Genomic DNA, 16002 nt, shown 5'->3' on the forward strand with positions numbered 1-16002 from the left:
GTCGACCCAAGGGGCGCAGCGACCAGGCTGTTCGACCCAGGGACGCAGCGATCAGGAAGGGAGGTGGCGCCGATGCCACGGGAGAAGGGGCGGAAGGTCGTCGCCTCCAACCGGAAGGCCCGCCACGACTACGCGATCCTCGACACCTACGAGGCGGGGATGGCGTTGACCGGCACCGAGGTCAAGTCGCTGCGGGCGGGGCGGGCGTCGCTGGTGGACGCCTTCGCCCAGGAACGCAACGGCGAGCTCTATCTGCACGGGATGCACATCCCGGAGTACGTGCAGGGCACTTGGACCAACCACGAGCCCCGACGCACCCGCAAACTACTGCTCAACCGCATCGAGATCGACCGGCTGATCGGCAAGACCCGGGAGAGTGGGCTCACGATCGTCCCGCTGCAGGTCTACTTCTCCGACGGCTGGGCCAAGGTCGAGATCGGCGTCGCCAAGGGCAAGAAGTCGTACGACAAGCGGCAGGACCTCGCCAAGCGGGACGCGCAACGGGAGATCGCCCGGGCCGCCGGTCGGCGGGGCAAGGGGATGGAAGACTGAGCTGACGCCCGGCTGGGGCGGGATGAAACCCGTTGCGTCAGGCGTTAGGCTTATCGGTGCCGCCAACAGGGGCGGCCCGTCGAGGGGGTGACTGGTTTCGACTTCGTACGTTGCGGCAGGGGAAGCGAGCCGAGGAAGCCAACGTCGTCTCGGAAATCGTTCGTTGGAAAACAATAAGCGCCAAGCAGAATCGCGCTGACTTCGCTCTCGCCGCCTGAGGCGAGTAGCAAGTCTGTCGGCCTGGGAGTGCCTTCGACCCAGTTAGCCGGCATCAGCTAGGAGGCTGGCCAATCGGCCCCGGTCGCGGGGGCCGTGCGGCGAGATTAATCAGCGACTGGGCCCGTCACACCGACTCGCTCGCGTGATCGGAGGGGCCGAGTAGAGGCACAGCGAGCTGCGCTCGGAGAAGCCCTGGCAAGGCGGCGAAGGACCCGGGTTCGATTCCCGGCACCTCCACCACCTGGCCGACGCGCCCCGGTCCACCCGGACCGGGGCGCGTCGGCGTTTCTGGCCTCGAACCTCCGTGCCGCCGGGTACCACCAGGCCCGGCGACGAGTGCCACCGATGGATGGGAACGAGTGCCACCGGTGGACGGGAACCAGTGCGCGGTGGCGGGCGTCGGAAGAGTATGCGTCGAGTATTCGTCACCCTGTGCGTGCCCCTGCTGCTGGTCGCCGGTTGCGCGCCGGCCGACTCGGAGCCGGCCGACGCCCCCCCGCCGGACGGCCGGCAGGCGGCGTTCGAAGAGCGGGCCACCCAGATCGCCGCGGCCTGGCAGCCCGGCCCATCCTGGAGTGACGGGTACATCCCACTCCAGGAGCCCGCCATGACCGTCGGAGACCCCGGCTTCACCCCGGACACTCAGGCCGCCTTCCAGGCCGGCTGGTACCGGGACCAGATTCCGCTGCCGACGGACCAGCCCGAAGACGGCACCATCCAGTTCCCCTCCGGCACCCTCACCGTGCCGCTGGTCAGCGCTGCCGAGGCGTACCGGGAACTCGACCGGGGCGACCCACCGGCCTGCGACGGGCGGCCGACGAACCCGGCCACCCCACCAGCCCCGGCGGATGGGCCGGACACCGGGGTGAGCACCTCGCCGCAGACCGCCTGCATCCCGCTCACCGTCACCGCCGTCGAGCTCGACAGCGTGCCGGTGCGGACCAGTCGCGGCGAGGCAGCGGTGCCGGCCTGGCTGTTCACCATTGACGAGCTGACCGCCCCGGTGGCCCGGCTCGCGGTCGCCCCGACCGCCGTCGGAGAGCCGCCGGAGCCGACCGCACCCACCGCGCCACTGCACCAGGAACTGGTCGGGGCGCTGGACCTGCGCGCCGTGGACGACGCCACGCTGACCGTGCGGGTCGGCATCGGTGCGTGTGACACCAGCGTCACCCCACTGGTATACGAACAGGATGACGTGGTGGTGGTCGGCGGCGCGGTGACCCGCAGCACCGGTGTCTGCACCGAGCAGCTTCTGCTCGAACCGGTGACCGTGCAGCTAGCCGCCCCGCTGGGGGAGCGGACCGTCCTCGACGTGCTCGGCGGTGGGCCGCTGCGGCTCACCACCGGCTGACCGGCGACGGCCCGGCCGCCGGGCTCAGGGCAGCGCGAAGGGAAGCTTGATGCCCTCCAGGGCTGACCCGCAGGCGCAGTCCCGATCGGCCGGCAGCTGGGCCACCGCGGTGAAGAGCAGCTCCCGCAGGCGGGCGGTGTTCTCGCCGAAGACCCGGAACACCTCCTCCTGGGTCACCGATCCGCCGCCCGGCACGCCCGCATCGTGGTCGGTGACCAGCGCGATCGACGAGTAGCAGAGGGCCAACTCCCGGGCGAGCACCGCCTCCGGGTGGCCGGTCATGTTGACCACCGTCCCGCCGATGGCCGTGAACCAACGCGACTCGGCACGGGTGGAGAAGCGGGGACCCTCGACGACCACCACCGTCCCCCCGTCCACCGCCGGCAGGCCCCGCTCGGCGCCGGCGGCGAGCAGCGTACGCCGGCCGACCGGGCAGTACGGGTCGGCGAAGGAGACGTGCACCGCGCCCCGGTCGTAGTAGGTCTGTGCCCGACCACTGGTGCGGTCGATCAGCTGGTCCGGCACGACGAACGTGCCGGGGCCCAACTCCGGGCGCAGCCCGCCGACCGCGCAGGGGGCGAGCACCTGGCGGACCCCGAGCGAGCGCAGCGCCCACAGATTGGCCCGGTAGGGGATCTGGTGCGGCGGATGCCGGTGATCCCGGCCGTGCCGGGGCAGGAACGCCAACCGGCGGCCCGCGACCTCGGCGATCGTGACCACGTCGGACGGCGACCCGTACGGGGTGTCTACTACGTGCTCGGTGGCGCCGTCGAGCAGGGCGTACAGCCCCGACCCGCCGATCACCGCGAGTTCTGCCGTGGGACTCACCGAACCTCCCTCGTCTCTGTCGCGTCAGACCTTAGCCAGCGACCCAGCAGCAGGCTATGGTGCCAGGCATGACGTTGACGGGGTGGCTGGCACCGGTGTCCCCGGTTGTCCGGGCACGGTCGGACTGACGGGATGTCCGACATGCAGGAAGAGGGGCGGGCGATCGGCGGGCAGGCGACGGAGTCGATGGCCGGGCGGTTGCTGGTCGCGGCACCGACGTTGAAGGATCCGAACTTCGACCGGACCGTGGTGCTGCTGGTCGCCCACGAACCGGGCGGGGCGCTGGGCGTCGTGCTCAACCGGGCCACCGAGATTCCGGTGGCGGAGGTACTCGGCGACTGGGGCGAGTTGGCCCGTGACCCGGCCGTGGTCTTCGAAGGGGGCCCGGTGCAGCCGGATTCGGCGATCTGCCTCGCCCGCATGCGCCACCCGCTGCGGCCGATGAAGAGCTTCCAGCAGATCTCCGGTGCGGTCGGCACGCTCGACCTGACGGTGGACCCGGAGCAGCTGCGGGAGAGCATCGTGGGCATCCGGGTCTTCGCCGGCTACTCCGGGTGGGAGTCGGGCCAGCTGGAGCAGGAGATCGCGGAGGGCTCCTGGTTCGTCCTGGACGCGTTGCCCGGCGACGCCTTCGTCGATCGTCCGGACGACCTGTGGCCGATGGTGCTGCGCCGGCAGGGCGGCATGATGGCGGCGGTGGCGCACTTCCCGGCGGACGTGGCGCTCAACTGACCCGGTGCGGTGGCGGGCACCCCGCGCGATGACCGCGCCGGCCGCCGTGTGTATAGTTCTCCCGTGCCCGGGCGACCGGGTAGTGCACAGGGGGCCGTGGCGCAGCTGGTAGCGCACCACACTGGCAGTGTGGGGGTCAGGGGTTCGAGTCCCCTCGGCTCCACCATCTTCCACCGCAGGTGGAAGGGTGGAATTCATCGGCAGAGGCCGATCTACCGTGATCTTGTGCTCACAGTTGTGCTCACAATGATCCGTTACGCTGACTCCCATGGCGCTCGGCTGTGAGCACGGGAGGAAAGATGGCGGTCCGCGATTCAGGTGTGGGGCTAGTTCCTGACGCCCTGCCGTACCCAAGGCGTAGCACCTCGACGGTCCGACGCTCGTCAACGATGAGTGGGGCCGCAGCGAGGTCAGACTTCCGTCTGTCTCTCCGGAACGCCTCTGCACGCCGCTTCTTCTGCGGTGCCTGCGTGGGACAGCCTTCTCAGCCGTAGCGCTCCCGATAACCCTGGCCGCTCACGATGAGCGCGGTGAGATCACCGTGCTCCGGATCGTCGCGCCCAGGTATGGATGGCGGTCCCGGCCACGTGCTCCACCACTTGACCGGGACCTTGATTGGACGCAGGAGGTCCAACCCATGAACCACCCTAAGACCCGACGATCGCAGCCTGCCCGGCCGGTGGCGCTAGCGATCGTCCCAGCGAGCCGTCTCGCCAGAGGCGAGGCCACGAGCCCTGTGCGCCGATCGCATGCGAAGGGCCGGTTGTTGCCTGCCGGGCAAGCGCGGATGCGCATTTCTGCGCCCCGAATCCCGCTGAACGGCGTCCGGCGATGAGCGTCCGACAAGACCCGAAACGGAACACCTGGTACTACGTCATCGATCTGCCGCGTGGAGATGACGGCAAGCGTAAGCAGAAGTTCGTTCGCGGGTTCGAGACGGAGAAGGAGGCCCTAAAGGCCGAGGAACTGGCTCGCAAGCAGTTCGGCCAAAGCGAGTTGGCGGCAGACGGCACGATGGCCGCTGAACTGGTGAAGTGGCTGGAAGAGCGCGAACTGGATGTTGCGGTGACAACGCTGAGCAACTACCGCAACGCGATCATTAAGTACATCATTCCGCGGCTGGGTGCTCGGCGACTGTATGACCTGGACAGGCAAACGATCAACGACTTCTACCGTCATCTGTTGAGGAAGGGCGGCCGGAGGGGTACGGGGCTGTCGGCGGAGACGGTCAGGCACGTCCACCGGACACTGATGAAGGCGCTCAAGGACCTTGGCGTCGTCATCGATGGCGTCCGGCAGCCACGCCCCGACGAACGTGAGGAACATGGCCGAAAGGGGATTTGGACGGCGAAGCAGTGTGCTCAATTCTTGGCGCACATCGCCGATGACCGCCTCTACGCGGCCTGGGTGCTCGTCGTCGTGTGCGGCTTGCGTCGCGGCGAGGTGGCCGGGTTGAAGTGGTCGAAGATCGATCTGGATCGCAAGATCCTCCACGTCCACTGGCAGCGCGCTGTTGCATCCGGCGAAGTCGAGGGCGGCGTCGTCGAGAAGGCGCCGAAGGGCAAGAGCAAGAGGTCCATCCTCTTCGGCTCCGCTTTGGGCGCGGTGTTGTCGGAGCACCAGCGCCGACAGCAGAAGGAAATGGCCGAAGCTGGTCTGCTGTACAAGGAGCTCGGCTACGTCTTCTGTAAGGAGGACGGTACGCCGTACCATCCGAAATACTTCACGGACCGGTTCCGGGCTCTCTGTATCGCGGCGGGCGTACCGGTGATCGTGCTGCATGACGGGCGCCACACGTCCGCGACCGTTGGTGCTGACCATGGAGTGCCGCGACACGCGATGCAGAAGCGTCTGGGGCACGCGCGGGCGCGGATGACGGACGAGATCTACACCCATGTCCTGCCGGAGTCGGAGCGGCGATCTGCTGAGATCATGGAAGAGACGATCTTGGGGCCGCTCGGCCACGACGAGTAGGCGACGACAAGGCGGCTGGGCGAGGTCGAATGGGACCTCGCCCTTGCCGTTTCCGTTCTCGTGTCTCGACTCGCGATTGATCAAGCATTCCGTCGTGATGCCCGCTCACCTGTTGAACGTACGGTCGCTGCAGAGACGGGGACCGCTGGGGCGGGAGCATGAGAAAGTGAGGCGGTAGCAATCGTCTGTAGTCGGTCAGCGGCGAGTCGCGCCGCGCTGGCCTGGTGGAGTCTGTCTTGTGCCTCGCGGATGATCGCGAGGTTGTTCGCGATCATCGATACACGCAGTACCAGTTGCAGTGCTGCGGCGGTGTCGTCATCGTTGCTGAGTCGGCCTGCAGCCGAGATCAGTCGGGACATGGATAGAAGTTGACCCGCGACCGGGTGCCACTGGCTCAGGCGTCGACCATGTGGTTCCCGGACTGCTCTGTCGAAGGTTTCCGAGATGTCGGTGAGGGGTCCGCCTCTGCGGCCCTCGAAGGCCCGCGCCGTCGACGCGAGGACGTCAGCAGCGGCGTAGGCGAGGGACGCGATGTGGTCTTCGCCGCCGGTTGGGTCCTCCGCGAGAAGACGGGCCCCGCGATCCGCCGCTGCCGTGGCCCGGCGGAAGGTGTCCGTCCGGTGTCGAGCTTCTGGGCGCCTCATCCCGCCGCGTGAGGTGGTGCCGGGAAGCATGCCCCAGAGTTGTCGTAGCTGCGGGAGGGTGAGGTCTGGAGCAAGCCTGCCACCGCCGTACCAGACGGTGTCGCCGGAACTGGTGTGGTGGTCGGGGAGTCCGACGGCATAGCCCGTGACCTCGTCTGGGTTGATCGTGCTGTGCCGCAGCCGCACGAGGACACCGGCGGATTGAAGCCGGCTGAGGAAGTCGTCCTCGTCAACGGCCGCCACAGCGGCCGTACGTACCTCGCGGCGGAGCTTGTTCCGGGGTATCTCAGGCCGGCCCTGTCGGTGGCTTTTGTTCTGCTCCGCTGCGGTTGGCCGCCGGTGGCTGGTGTGGTCAACCGGGCCTACCTGGTACAGGCCGTAGCGTTGTTCGAGGTCTCGGGCGGCGGCTTGCGCCTTGACGCGTTCGTTCCAGGCCCAGACGGTCTCGCCGTCTTGCCGGACGAGCGTGGCCACGATGTGAATGTGGTCGTCGGCGTGGCGAACGGCCACCCATCGCACAGCGTCCGGGTCGCCATGCGGGGCGATGCCGACGGCGGCGACGATCTCGGCGGCGATGTGCGCCCATTGGCTGTCGGTGAGGATGCGGTCGGTGATGTGGTTGCGGACGGAGGTGTGCCAGACGAACTTTTGTGGCGGGTTCCTGCCGGCCCGGACGGGCTGTTCGAGCAGGCGGGCCAGGGCCCGGATGTCGTGGCGTCCGGAGGCGTGGGTTGGGGGTTCCAGCGAAGGTAGCTGGCTGGGGCCGGACCACGCGGCAACGAGGTGGGGGTTGACGTGTTCCTCAGCCTTCCCTGGCCCGAACAGGTAGCGGAGCAGTCCGCCTAAGTTCGTACCGCGGGGATGGATCGCGGGGATCAGCGCAGCCGCCGGTCGATGTCGGCCACAAGAGCGTCGAGTCTGTCGAGTGCCTGCACGCACCGCCTGACGGCGTGCTCGAGCCAGACCGGCGCTTCGCCAGTGGCGTTGAGTGCTGCGGTGGCCTGGTTGAGGTTGGTGCCGGTACGCGTGATGGCGGTCCGGGCAGCGAAGAGTTCCCGCTGCATGGCGGCGAGTTCTGCTCGGGTGACGCCGGTTCCGGCAATCAGAGCGCCGGGGACGGTGGTGCTCCTGGCGGCGGCCAACGCGGCGTCGGCGCAGAAGCCGGTCGGGGTCAGCCCGGCACGGTGCGCGGCGGTCACGACATCGCCGTGCTCGGCGTCGTCGAGCCGGAGGTTGATCCGTTGCCGCCGGCCCGGAAACTGGTGACGCCGGTCGGCGCCACGTGGGCTTGGCGTGTCGCCGGTCGCTGTTCGCGTACGGGTGTCCACCGTCGTCGCCTCCGCTTCGCACGTTCCTGCGTCCGAACGTGCGGCGGCGGGGTTATTGGCGACGCTACGGGTAGCGGCTCGGCATGACTCTGCTTCCGGTTCCGCTCGGGCTGTTACGGTGGAAGCAGGAGCCCGCGACCGGAAGCGAACGTGCTGGACCTGCTGGCTGCGGAAGCGGAACCAGTCGGATCCGCTTCGGCGCGAGGTATGGCAACTCGCCCTCGAAGGCGGAAGCCTGCCGGAGCGTCGGCGTGGCTGCTGTCGGCGCGCGGCGTGGTCGCGTTACCTTCTCCACTGACCCCGCTGGGTCAGTGCTTTTACCGGTCACCGGATGTGCCGACCGTGCACGGTCGGCACATCCGGTGACCGGTACTACAACTTGCTTGTCTGTCTTTCCACGCACACCGGTTCCGGAACGGGGCGAGGCAGCGTTGACTTGAATCACCGATAGGGCGGTGAGCGTTCGCCATATTGATCTTGGGCCGCGCTCATGAGCAGTTCGGTTGTCGACCCCGAATGCAGTGGCTGACGGCAGTCTCTCGCCCCCCTCTTTGCAGGTCAAGTAGGTCTAGGGCTGCCATTCCTGAGACTGATGCGGTATCATTACAAGTGAAGGGAATCGAACCCCTTCCTGATGGAACCCAGACCCTCCTGGAGGTTCACGTGCCCCCTAGCTCTTTGACTCCCGAGGAGCGCTTCAACGCCATCCGTGCGGTCCTGGTCGACGCTCGGCACAAGATCACGATCGCCATCGAAACCGTGCACCCGGCTGCCGCTGAGTGCCTTCCGATGCCGCAACTGGTCGTGCCGGACGTCGACGGCTTCGCGGCCGCCTCCCGCGCGCTGAATGCCAACCTCTTCACCGCCAACGGCGGAAGGGCTGCGGCCTGGGTCACTGCGCGGTCCGCATGCACGCACGGCCCGAAGGCTGCTATGGCGGTCTACGAACTCTGCTACTCCTGGTGCCAGCTCATCAACGCCGGTCGCTCGCGCATCGAGTCGATGCCCGGCTGGACCAATCACATCGAAGGGCTGTTGGAGATTCTTCCGGGGCGTATCGCTCAGTTGTCCGGCGTGTCGGCCGGTGTCGAGCATGGGGAAACTCCGCCTGCCTCCGATCGAGGAAAGGAAAAGCGCATGTCTGATCAACTGGAAGTTGTCGACGCTGGTGCCGACAACGGAGCCGCCGGGTTGCCGGCCGTGGGCGATCGCGTGATCTCATGGTACGACGATGACCCGGTGGAGTACGGCGGCGGTGACGGCGGTCCTTGGACGACCCTGAGCTTCGCGTTGCTCTCTGGCGGTCTACCGGTTCGCAAGTGCGAGCCGGAGCGCGTCGCCCCCGCTGACACTCCGATTCCGGGTAAGGACGCGCGGGCTTCGGTCGTCAAGCGCACCCGAGCGGAGATGCCCTATGGGGAGCCCGGGGTCTGGCAGCTCACGCTGCCGGGCGGCGGTGTTCCCACCTGGCATCGCACCAAACGGGATGCCGCGATGGCCGGCCTGCGCCGGCTGGCGATCCTCGACTGGCACCGTGCGCGAGCTGAGGCCGCAACCGCCTCCGACGAGGCCGTCGCGGACCAGTCCCGAGAACTTGATGCGGCATCATTACAAGTAGCAAGGTGGGTTGGCGACGACCAGCGTTGCTTGCGGCGCGAAGAGGAGAGGCCACGGGTGCCCGGCCGCTCGGACCCGTGGCTCTCCTGCCGGCGAATCGCCTCGCCGGACTCGCACCGACCCTGACTCTTCGACGTGTGGCCCTCGGGTGTCGCTACCACCCGGCGCACGTCGTCATCGACAACCGCCAGATTGATCGAAGGAAGCTCCGTGACTGCCCAAGGCAAGAAGACCACAACCCGCTTGACGCGGGGCGATCGAATTCTCATCACCGACGACGCGACCAAGGCATCGACCCGTAACCCGGGCACCTGGCATCCGAGCCGGGTCAAGACCGGCGCGACCGTTGCGACCGTCCTCGACAAGCAGGCCCTGCCCGGCCGGCGCACCCGGTACAACGTCGTCACCGACACGGGCACGGTCCTGGACCTGTCCGGCGGACAGACGTTCCTGTTCGCCCCGCCAGCCCACTCACCTAAGCCGGCTGAGGCGGCAGCGGAGGCCATGACCGATGGCGAACAGCCCGGCGGTGCGTAGTGACCGACCAGCAGCCAGGCGACGCCGTGAACCCGGGCCTCGTGCCGGACGAGAACCCCACGCCCACCCGGCAGTCCGTGACCTACATCATCCTGACCACGCTGCGCCCCGACTCCGGCCTCCTCATCGGAAGCGTCCGGGCGGTCGCCCACGCGGAGATCTCTCGACGGCTGGGCGGCACCGGCAGCCGTGACGCCCTGGTCGCTGCCTACGTCAGACTGGCCGACGAACTGGTGCCAGTCGACGTGGAGACCATCGAGCAACCCGCTGTCGACGGGCTGGCCCGGTACCAGATTCGTACGTGGCTGGGACAGCAACTGATCAGTCAGTGCGAGCTGGAGACTCCGTTGCGCCGGAGGTGACAGCGCCGGCCCGCGCGGTCTTGTGACACGCGGGCCGGCCACCGGGGCTCCAGGCCGCTACAACCCGAGCCCGACGTACCGCCAGACGGTCCGCACCGGCCAGCGTAGCCGCTGCGGCTACCCGTAGCGCCGCTCGTCGCCATACCACCCCTTTCACCAACCGCCGCCGACGCGGTGGGCCAGCCATGCCCGCTGCCGTCGCGGCTGCCCGCACATCCTCTGGAAGGACCTTCACCGTGACGCTCTCTGCTCCCACGACGGCCACGGCCACCGCACCTCATGCCCTCGATGACGAGGACTTCGAGGAGGAGCTACTCCGCGTCGATCCCGCGACCCTGGTCGTGGGCGCCAACGTGCGCCTGGACCCCCGGCTGCGCAAGACCTACGTCGACAACGTCCGCCAGCGTGGCGTGCTGGAGCCGGTCATCGCCTACCGCGACGACAACGGCCGCCTTGTGGTGCTGCGCGGGCAACGCCGGACCCTGGCGGCCGTGCAAGCCCAGCGCCCCTGGGTGCGGGTAATGGTCGTTCCGAAGCCGGACGAGGCCGACCGGCTGACCGACCAGGTGAACGAGAACGATCACCGGGAACCCCTCACCGTCGCAGAGCGTGTAGCCGCGTACGACCAGCTCGCCCTGTGCGGTGTCCCGGCCGGGGAGATCGCCAAGCGGATGTCCACGAGCCGGCCGGTGGTCGACAAGGCGCTGTCGGTGGCTCGCAGCAAGCTCGCTCGGGGGGCGACGCAACGGTGGGAGTTCCTCACCATCGACCAGGCCGCGGTGGTCGCGGAGTTCGAGGACGACGCCGAGGCAGTCAAGCGGCTCGTGGTCGCCGCCCAGCGCGGCGGGTTCGACCACGAGGCGCAGAAGTTGCGTGACGCCCGCGCGGAGGAGGCGGCAAAGGCCGAGACCGCCGCTACCCTCGCTGCCGCCGGGATCAGCATGGTCGACCGGCCGGCGTGGAACGACGAGAAGGCCAAGCGGCTGTCGGAGCTGAAGCACGGCGAGGAACAGCTCACCGAAGAGAACCACGCATCCTGCCCCGGGCACGCTGCCTTTCTCGACGACGAATGGGTCCACCCGGACGAGGACGACGCCGACGAAGAGGAGGACCCGTGGGGCGATGACACGTCGACCGAGGCAGACGAGGACGCACAGGAGCCGGAGCCTGCCCGCCCGTACCGGATCTGGGTGCCTGAGTACGTGTGCACCGACTTCGCCGCCCACGGACACGCGCTGCGCTGGCGGGGGCACGTTTCCGGCAGCGGACGCAAGACCGTCGCGGAGATGACCGACGCCGAACGGGAGGAAGCCCGCGCCCAGCGCCGTGACGTGATCCAGTCCAACAAGGCGTGGGACAGCGCCGAGACGGTACGCCGGAACTGGCTACGCACGTTCCTCGCCCGCAAGACCGCGCCGAAGGCGGCCGCAGGCTTCATCGCCGGCAGCCTCGCCCGCACCGACCACGCCGTCACGTCGGCGCTGACCGGCGGCAACCGGCTGGCCCATGACCTGCTCGGGCTGCCGGACCAGGCTCCCACGCTCGGCCGGCGAGCCCCGGCGATGGTCGAACTCGTCGGCAAGGCCAGCGACGAGCGCGCCCAGATGATCGCGCTGGGCCTGCTGCTCGCCGCGTACGAGGAAGCGACGAGCCGCAACTCGTGGCGCAGCGTTAGCGACAGCACCACCCGCTACCTGCGCTACCTCGAAGCCAACGGGTACGAGTTGTCCACGGTCGAGCTGCGGGCATGCGGTGAGTCACCGCTGCCGGCCACCGACACCAACCCCGCAATCCTCGCTGCCGACGAGGCATAGCCGACGCGACCCTTCGGCCGCCGCCGTCCGACGGCGACCGAAGGACCCAGCGACGCGCCAATGGCGCCTAGGTTGACCTGCCCAGGGCGGCGACCCGCCCGCTCACACCCCTCGAACAGATCCACGGGGACACGCCATGCTTAAACAACTCTCCCTGTTCGACCCTGCCTTCTGCCAGCGGTGGCGGGGCGGGAACCACACCTGGCGGCCGGTGCATGAGGGTGGCTTCGAACAGCGTCGCTACCGGCTGGAACCGGTACCGGAGGCGGCGGCCCGCCGGTTCGTCGCCGAGCACCACTACAGCAAGAGTTTTCCCGCCGCCCGGATGTCCTTCGGGCTACTCGAAGGCGACCATCTGGTCGGGGCGGTCGTGCTCGGCGTGCCGATGCACCCCGCCGTGCTGACCAAGCCGTTTCCCACCCTCGGCCCCGGCCGGGCTGCCGAGATCAGCCGCCTCGTCCTGCTCGATGAGGTGCCGTCCAACGCCGAAAGCTGGCTGCTGGGCCGGCTGTTCCGGCTCGCCGCCGATCAGGGCATTCGGGGGCTCGTCGCCTTCTCCGACCCGATGCCCCGGATCCTAGCCGGGGAACTCCTCATGCCCGGCCACGTCGGGCACGTGTACCGTGTGACTCGCGGAAGGTACCTGGGCGGGGGACCGCCAGGACCATCACGATGCTGCCGGGTGGCACCGTACTGACGGCCAGGGCCATGCAGAAGGTGCGTGCCGGGGAGCGCGGGGCTGCCGGCGTCCGGGCTCGGCTCGTGGCGCTGCGCGCCCGACCTCTGCCGGAGATGGTGGCCGAGTACGCGCGGGCCGGTATGGACCTGACCCCTGGCGAGTGGCTGGAACTCGCGCTCGCCCAGGTCGGCGCTCGACGGGTCCGTCATCGCGGCTACCACCGCTTCGCCTGGCCGGTGGGGGACAGGGGCTGGCGCAGGCGCTGCCCGATCGGCCTGGTCGAACTGCCCTACCCGCTCGCCACCGACCCGGCGGTGACTCTGTGAACCCGCTGCGCACCGAAGCCGACCTGCTGCGCACCCTGGAACGTGGCTGCTACACCCTGCCCGAGCTGTACCGGCTGGCCGAGCAGGCGGGCCTGGCCGACCGGGCGGACGGCCGCCGGATCACCCAGGACGGGCAGGCCCAGTACAAGCGGCGGCTGCGCTCGGCGCTGCTCGCCTTCAAGCGACAGGGCCGCGCCCGCCCGGCGGGTACCGGAAAAGCCGCCTGGCTGATCGAAGGCTCGACCACCCGGCCGCAGCGGGCGCTGCTGATCTGGCTGCCCGCCGACCCGTCGCACGTCGAGCTGGTGCTCGGCGCGGCTGCCACCGTGTTGCGCGAGGCGGACGAGCCGATCGACCTCATCGTCGCTGACCCGCCGTGGGCGCTGGGCCGAGGTGACCACCGCTCTGCCTACCGGCGCACGTACGGCCGGAACCATGACCAGGTGATGCCGGGATACGTGGACGTTGACCCGGCCGAGTACGCTGCGTTCACCTCGGGGTGGATCGGGGCGGCCAGCGCGGCGCTTCGTCCTGGCGGCTACCTCGCGGTGGTCACCGGCGCTCAGCAGGCAGCGCGGGTCCAGGTGACGGCCGAAGACGCCGGGCTCACCTACGTCAACTCGATCGCCGTCGCGCGCCGATTCGGTCTCTACTCCCGGCGCCGCTTTGTCCACCAACACCATCGGGTGACGCTGCTGTGCAAGGGATCGCTCACCGAACCCGCCCGGGTGTTCCACCTTCCGCCGGAGATGCCCCGAGGCCGTACCGGGCAGATCTACGCCACGGACCTGTGGACCGACATCCCCGAGCAGCGCCGCCGGAACCTCCTGCGCTATGACAACTCGCTACACCCGGCGCTGGCGTCCCGGGTGATCCGGGCCACCACCGACCTCGACCATCTGGTCGCGGACCCGTTCCTCGGCTCGGGCACCACCGCCATCGCAGCCCTCCAGGACGGGCGACGCTTCTACGGCGGGGACCTGAACGCGGAGAGCTTGCGCTTCACCATGGGACGCATCCTTGCCGAGGTCGTGCCCGTCATCCGGCCCGAGACCGAGCAGCTCACGCTCTTCGACGCGCCGGCCGGAGCGCCGGCATGACCGTCGACACGATCCGCCGCACCACCGTCACAGCCTCCGGCGTCTCCCCGCGACGAGCTGACGAACTGCTGGCGTTCCTGCGGAAGCAGAACCTGACGCAGTGGCCCCCACCGCCACCAACGATGCAGGAGCGTCGTGCCCGCTGGGATGCGCACGTGGCCCGGTTCGGCCTCGGCCCCGAACGCGTGGAAACGCCCTGGGGGCCGGTCACTTCCTGGACCGTCAGCGAGTTCCATTCCGACGCCGCGCGCCGGGCCACCTTCTACCTCGGGGTGGGGCATCCCCATTGGCTGAACGAATCACCCGTGCCGCTGTTCCTCTCGGCGACAACCCTGTCCCGCTACCGACGGCGCGGCGATGACTTTCCGGTACGAATGAACGGGGCACCCTGGGCCGGCGACTCCGGCACCTACGCCGCGCTGATCCTGCGCGCCGACCCGGAGGGACATCCCTGGTTCGCGCACCCGGACGAGTACGGGGCCATGTGGACCCGCTTTCAGGAGGACGTGGGGCCGCCGGATGTTGTCGGCATCCAGGACTGGCCCTGCGAGCCGCAGTGCCTGCGCCGCACCGGAGCCACCGTCCGGGAGCACCAGGAAGCGACTCTGGCCAACTACCTTTACCTGGCCGAGCAGTTTCCCCACGTCCCGTGGCTGCCGACGTTGCAGGGGTGGCATCCGTGGGAGTACGTCGAGCACCACCGCATGTACCAGGCCGCGGGGGTGGACCTGGCCGGCATGCGCGTTGGTGTCGGCAGCCTGTGCCGGCGCGGCTCCCAGCGCGAGGTTGCCCGCGTCCTGGGCACCCTCGCGCCGCTCGGCATGCGGATGCACGGATTCGGCGTGAGCATCAACGCGCTACGGCTCGTCGGCCCGCTGCTGGCCAGCTCCGACAGCCAAGCCTGGTCCGCCACTGCCCGACGGGAACGCATCCGCCTCCCAGGCTGCACGCACCTGAGCCGTCCGGACCCGCTGACCGGCTGCCGAGTCCCCACCGACTGCCGCAACTGCTTTCGCTACGCCCTGGTCTACCGGGAGGAGGTGATGGACGCCCTTCGGTACGCCGCACGCGCGCCGTCCGCTCCGTCGACACCGCTGGTCGACCTGCCGTCGATCCCGCCCGTGGCGCCGGCGAGCAACCGGCGTAGCGCTCTGGCCTGGCGCTCCCGGCCTCGGGCTCCGCACCCCGACCAGCTCACGCTTTTCGATGATCCGGGCGGCAACACCGACTAAGTGCGGTATCATTACAGGTCATGTCGGGGCGGTGCTGCCGGTGCCCGACGTCAAGTCCTCGGGAGAGAACTCATGACAACGCGCGTAACAAGCCACCTCGACCGTGCCGGCCGCCTCGGCGGTTGGCCCGGTGACCCGCTCGCTGCCGCCGACCTCGGTGAGGTGTGGCTGCACCTGCCGACCGGGGCCGCCGGCCTGATCGGCATCCGTCCCCACCACGACAACGGCCCGGTCCCGGCCCGCGGGTTCAGGTTGCTGGAGGCGACCACGCCGGTACCGCTACCGGCCGGGCATCCCTTCGCCCGGCGGACGACGGCCGAGGTGGAGGCCGTGTTGTACGCGGAGGGCTGGCGCGTCATCAGCCGCGCCGACGCCGCCGCCCGGCTTCGCGCCGCCGGGTACCGGCTCGGCACCCGCCGGGCCGCCGGGCACCTGCTCTACGCCGATGACGCCGACGACACCACCTGGAGGCAGCACTGCTCCGGCTACTGCGTCAAGGCGTTCACCGCGCCGATCCACCCCCCGCCCGGCCAGCCGCCGGCGCGCTGAGCGGCGTCAACCGCTGCGTGCGGTCAGGGCGACCCGCCAGCCCCTGCCGGAAGGGAAATCCGAGCACCGTACACCGGGCGCGTTACCCGTAGCGCTGCCGATAACCCGTAGCTCTCACGATGAGCCGGATGATTACCCACCGTTGGTGCCCAATCCGG

At 69.3% G+C, this 16002-nt stretch carries 16 protein-coding genes, 1 tRNA gene and 1 other RNA gene; 15 read left to right on the plus strand and 3 right to left on the minus strand.

Annotated features, from left to right (window positions below; translation table 11 throughout):
• Positions 1-72: 72 nt before the first annotated feature.
• From smpB to B118_RS0107300, 3 genes are all read left to right on the plus strand, one after another.
• Positions 73-552, plus strand: a complete 480-nt coding sequence (gene smpB, locus B118_RS0107295) for an SsrA-binding protein SmpB (RefSeq protein ID WP_028188222.1) — start codon at positions 73-75, stop codon at positions 550-552.
• A gap of 83 nt (positions 553-635) precedes the next feature.
• Positions 636-1011: a transfer-messenger RNA gene (ssrA, locus tag B118_RS29975) on the plus strand.
• Between the two features lie 169 nt (positions 1012-1180).
• On the plus strand, positions 1181-2122 hold the full coding sequence (locus B118_RS0107300) for a hypothetical protein (protein ID WP_026270584.1): 942 nt from the start codon (positions 1181-1183) through the stop codon (positions 2120-2122).
• 24 nt (positions 2123-2146) lie between these two features.
• On the opposite strand, the gene B118_RS0107305 is transcribed toward B118_RS0107300, so the two are convergent.
• Positions 2147-2950: an S-methyl-5'-thioadenosine phosphorylase gene (locus tag B118_RS0107305; RefSeq protein ID WP_026185393.1), complete on the minus strand. Its 804-nt coding sequence runs from the start codon at positions 2948-2950 to the stop codon at positions 2147-2149.
• Between the two features lie 132 nt (positions 2951-3082).
• Between B118_RS0107305 and B118_RS0107310 the strand changes: the two genes are divergently transcribed.
• The 3 genes from B118_RS0107310 to B118_RS0107320 all read left to right on the plus strand — a co-directional run bounded on the left by B118_RS0107310 (position 3083) and on the right by B118_RS0107320 (position 5656).
• Complete coding sequence (locus B118_RS0107310; RefSeq protein ID WP_018221011.1) at positions 3083-3682, plus strand: YqgE/AlgH family protein; 600 nt, start codon at positions 3083-3085, stop codon at positions 3680-3682.
• A 90-nt stretch (positions 3683-3772) separates the two neighbouring features.
• Positions 3773-3848 (plus strand) — tRNA-Ala (locus B118_RS0107315).
• Between the two features lie 665 nt (positions 3849-4513).
• A complete protein-coding gene (locus B118_RS0107320; RefSeq protein WP_028192565.1) occupies positions 4514-5656 on the plus strand; it encodes a site-specific integrase in 1143 nt (380 codons plus the stop codon).
• An 80-nt stretch (positions 5657-5736) separates the two neighbouring features.
• On the opposite strand, the gene B118_RS0107325 is transcribed toward B118_RS0107320, so the two are convergent.
• Both B118_RS0107325 and B118_RS0107330 read right to left on the minus strand, forming a co-directional pair.
• Positions 5737-7239 (minus strand): relaxase/mobilization nuclease domain-containing protein, encoded by a 1503-nt coding sequence (locus tag B118_RS0107325; RefSeq protein WP_238323873.1) that lies wholly within the window; start codon positions 7237-7239, stop codon positions 5737-5739.
• Positions 7176-7628 (minus strand): hypothetical protein, encoded by a 453-nt coding sequence (locus B118_RS0107330; protein ID WP_028192567.1) that lies wholly within the window; start codon positions 7626-7628, stop codon positions 7176-7178. Before B118_RS0107330 ends, B118_RS0107325 begins: the two co-directional genes overlap by 64 nt.
• A 609-nt stretch (positions 7629-8237) precedes the next feature.
• Between B118_RS0107330 and B118_RS28010 the strand changes: the two genes are divergently transcribed.
• The 9 genes from B118_RS28010 (at position 8238) to B118_RS0107370 (ending at position 15844) form a co-directional block, all read left to right on the plus strand.
• Positions 8238-9371 (plus strand): hypothetical protein, encoded by a 1134-nt coding sequence (locus B118_RS28010; RefSeq protein ID WP_238323874.1) that lies wholly within the window; start codon positions 8238-8240, stop codon positions 9369-9371.
• A gap of 84 nt (positions 9372-9455) precedes the next feature.
• A complete protein-coding gene (locus tag B118_RS0107340) occupies positions 9456-9782 on the plus strand; it encodes a hypothetical protein (RefSeq protein WP_028192568.1) in 327 nt (108 codons plus the stop codon).
• Complete coding sequence (locus B118_RS0107345; RefSeq protein WP_028192569.1) at positions 9782-10144, plus strand: hypothetical protein; 363 nt, start codon at positions 9782-9784, stop codon at positions 10142-10144. Before B118_RS0107340 ends, B118_RS0107345 begins: the two co-directional genes overlap by 1 nt.
• Positions 10145-10380: 236 nt before the next feature.
• The gene (locus B118_RS0107350) at positions 10381-11958 is read left to right on the plus strand and encodes a ParB/RepB/Spo0J family partition protein (protein WP_028192570.1); all 1578 of its coding nucleotides are present in this window, start codon (positions 10381-10383) and stop codon (positions 11956-11958) included.
• Between the two features lie 136 nt (positions 11959-12094).
• Positions 12095-12655: a Mom family adenine methylcarbamoylation protein gene (locus B118_RS29515; protein WP_050592785.1), complete on the plus strand. Its 561-nt coding sequence runs from the start codon at positions 12095-12097 to the stop codon at positions 12653-12655.
• Positions 12656-12666: 11 nt separating this feature from the next.
• Positions 12667-12963 (plus strand): hypothetical protein, encoded by a 297-nt coding sequence (locus B118_RS31585; protein ID WP_050592786.1) that lies wholly within the window; start codon positions 12667-12669, stop codon positions 12961-12963.
• Complete coding sequence (locus tag B118_RS0107360; protein ID WP_028192571.1) at positions 12960-14063, plus strand: DNA-methyltransferase; 1104 nt, start codon at positions 12960-12962, stop codon at positions 14061-14063. The genes B118_RS31585 and B118_RS0107360 overlap by 4 nt, the downstream gene beginning before the upstream one ends.
• The gene (locus tag B118_RS29525; RefSeq protein ID WP_050592787.1) at positions 14060-15295 is read left to right on the plus strand and encodes a deazapurine DNA modification protein DpdA family protein; all 1236 of its coding nucleotides are present in this window, start codon (positions 14060-14062) and stop codon (positions 15293-15295) included. Before B118_RS0107360 ends, B118_RS29525 begins: the two co-directional genes overlap by 4 nt.
• A gap of 72 nt (positions 15296-15367) precedes the next feature.
• Positions 15368-15844, plus strand: coding sequence for a hypothetical protein (locus B118_RS0107370; RefSeq protein WP_028192572.1), 477 nt, complete (start codon positions 15368-15370; stop codon positions 15842-15844).
• The last annotated feature ends 158 nt before the right edge of the window (positions 15845-16002 follow it).

It is taken from the genome of Salinispora pacifica CNR114, from assembly GCF_000514775.1.
Classification (GTDB): domain Bacteria; phylum Actinomycetota; class Actinomycetes; order Mycobacteriales; family Micromonosporaceae; genus Micromonospora; species Micromonospora pacifica.

Excerpts from the sequence above, each read along its gene's own strand:
- smpB (WP_028188222.1), top strand. The coding sequence starts at position 73 with ATGCCACGGGAGAAGGGGCGGAAGGTCGTCGCCTCCAACCGGAAGGCC.
- B118_RS0107300 (WP_026270584.1), top strand. The coding sequence starts at position 1,181 with ATGCGTCGAGTATTCGTCACCCTGTGCGTGCCCCTGCTGCTGGTCGCC.
- B118_RS0107310 (WP_018221011.1), top strand. The coding sequence starts at position 3,083 with ATGTCCGACATGCAGGAAGAGGGGCGGGCGATCGGCGGGCAGGCGACG.
- B118_RS0107320 (WP_028192565.1), top strand. The coding sequence starts at position 4,514 with ATGAGCGTCCGACAAGACCCGAAACGGAACACCTGGTACTACGTCATC.
- B118_RS29515 (WP_050592785.1), top strand. The coding sequence starts at position 12,095 with ATGCTTAAACAACTCTCCCTGTTCGACCCTGCCTTCTGCCAGCGGTGG.
- B118_RS31585 (WP_050592786.1), top strand. The coding sequence starts at position 12,667 with ATGCAGAAGGTGCGTGCCGGGGAGCGCGGGGCTGCCGGCGTCCGGGCT.
- B118_RS29525 (WP_050592787.1), top strand. The coding sequence starts at position 14,060 with ATGACCGTCGACACGATCCGCCGCACCACCGTCACAGCCTCCGGCGTC.
- B118_RS0107370 (WP_028192572.1), top strand. The coding sequence starts at position 15,368 with ATGACAACGCGCGTAACAAGCCACCTCGACCGTGCCGGCCGCCTCGGC.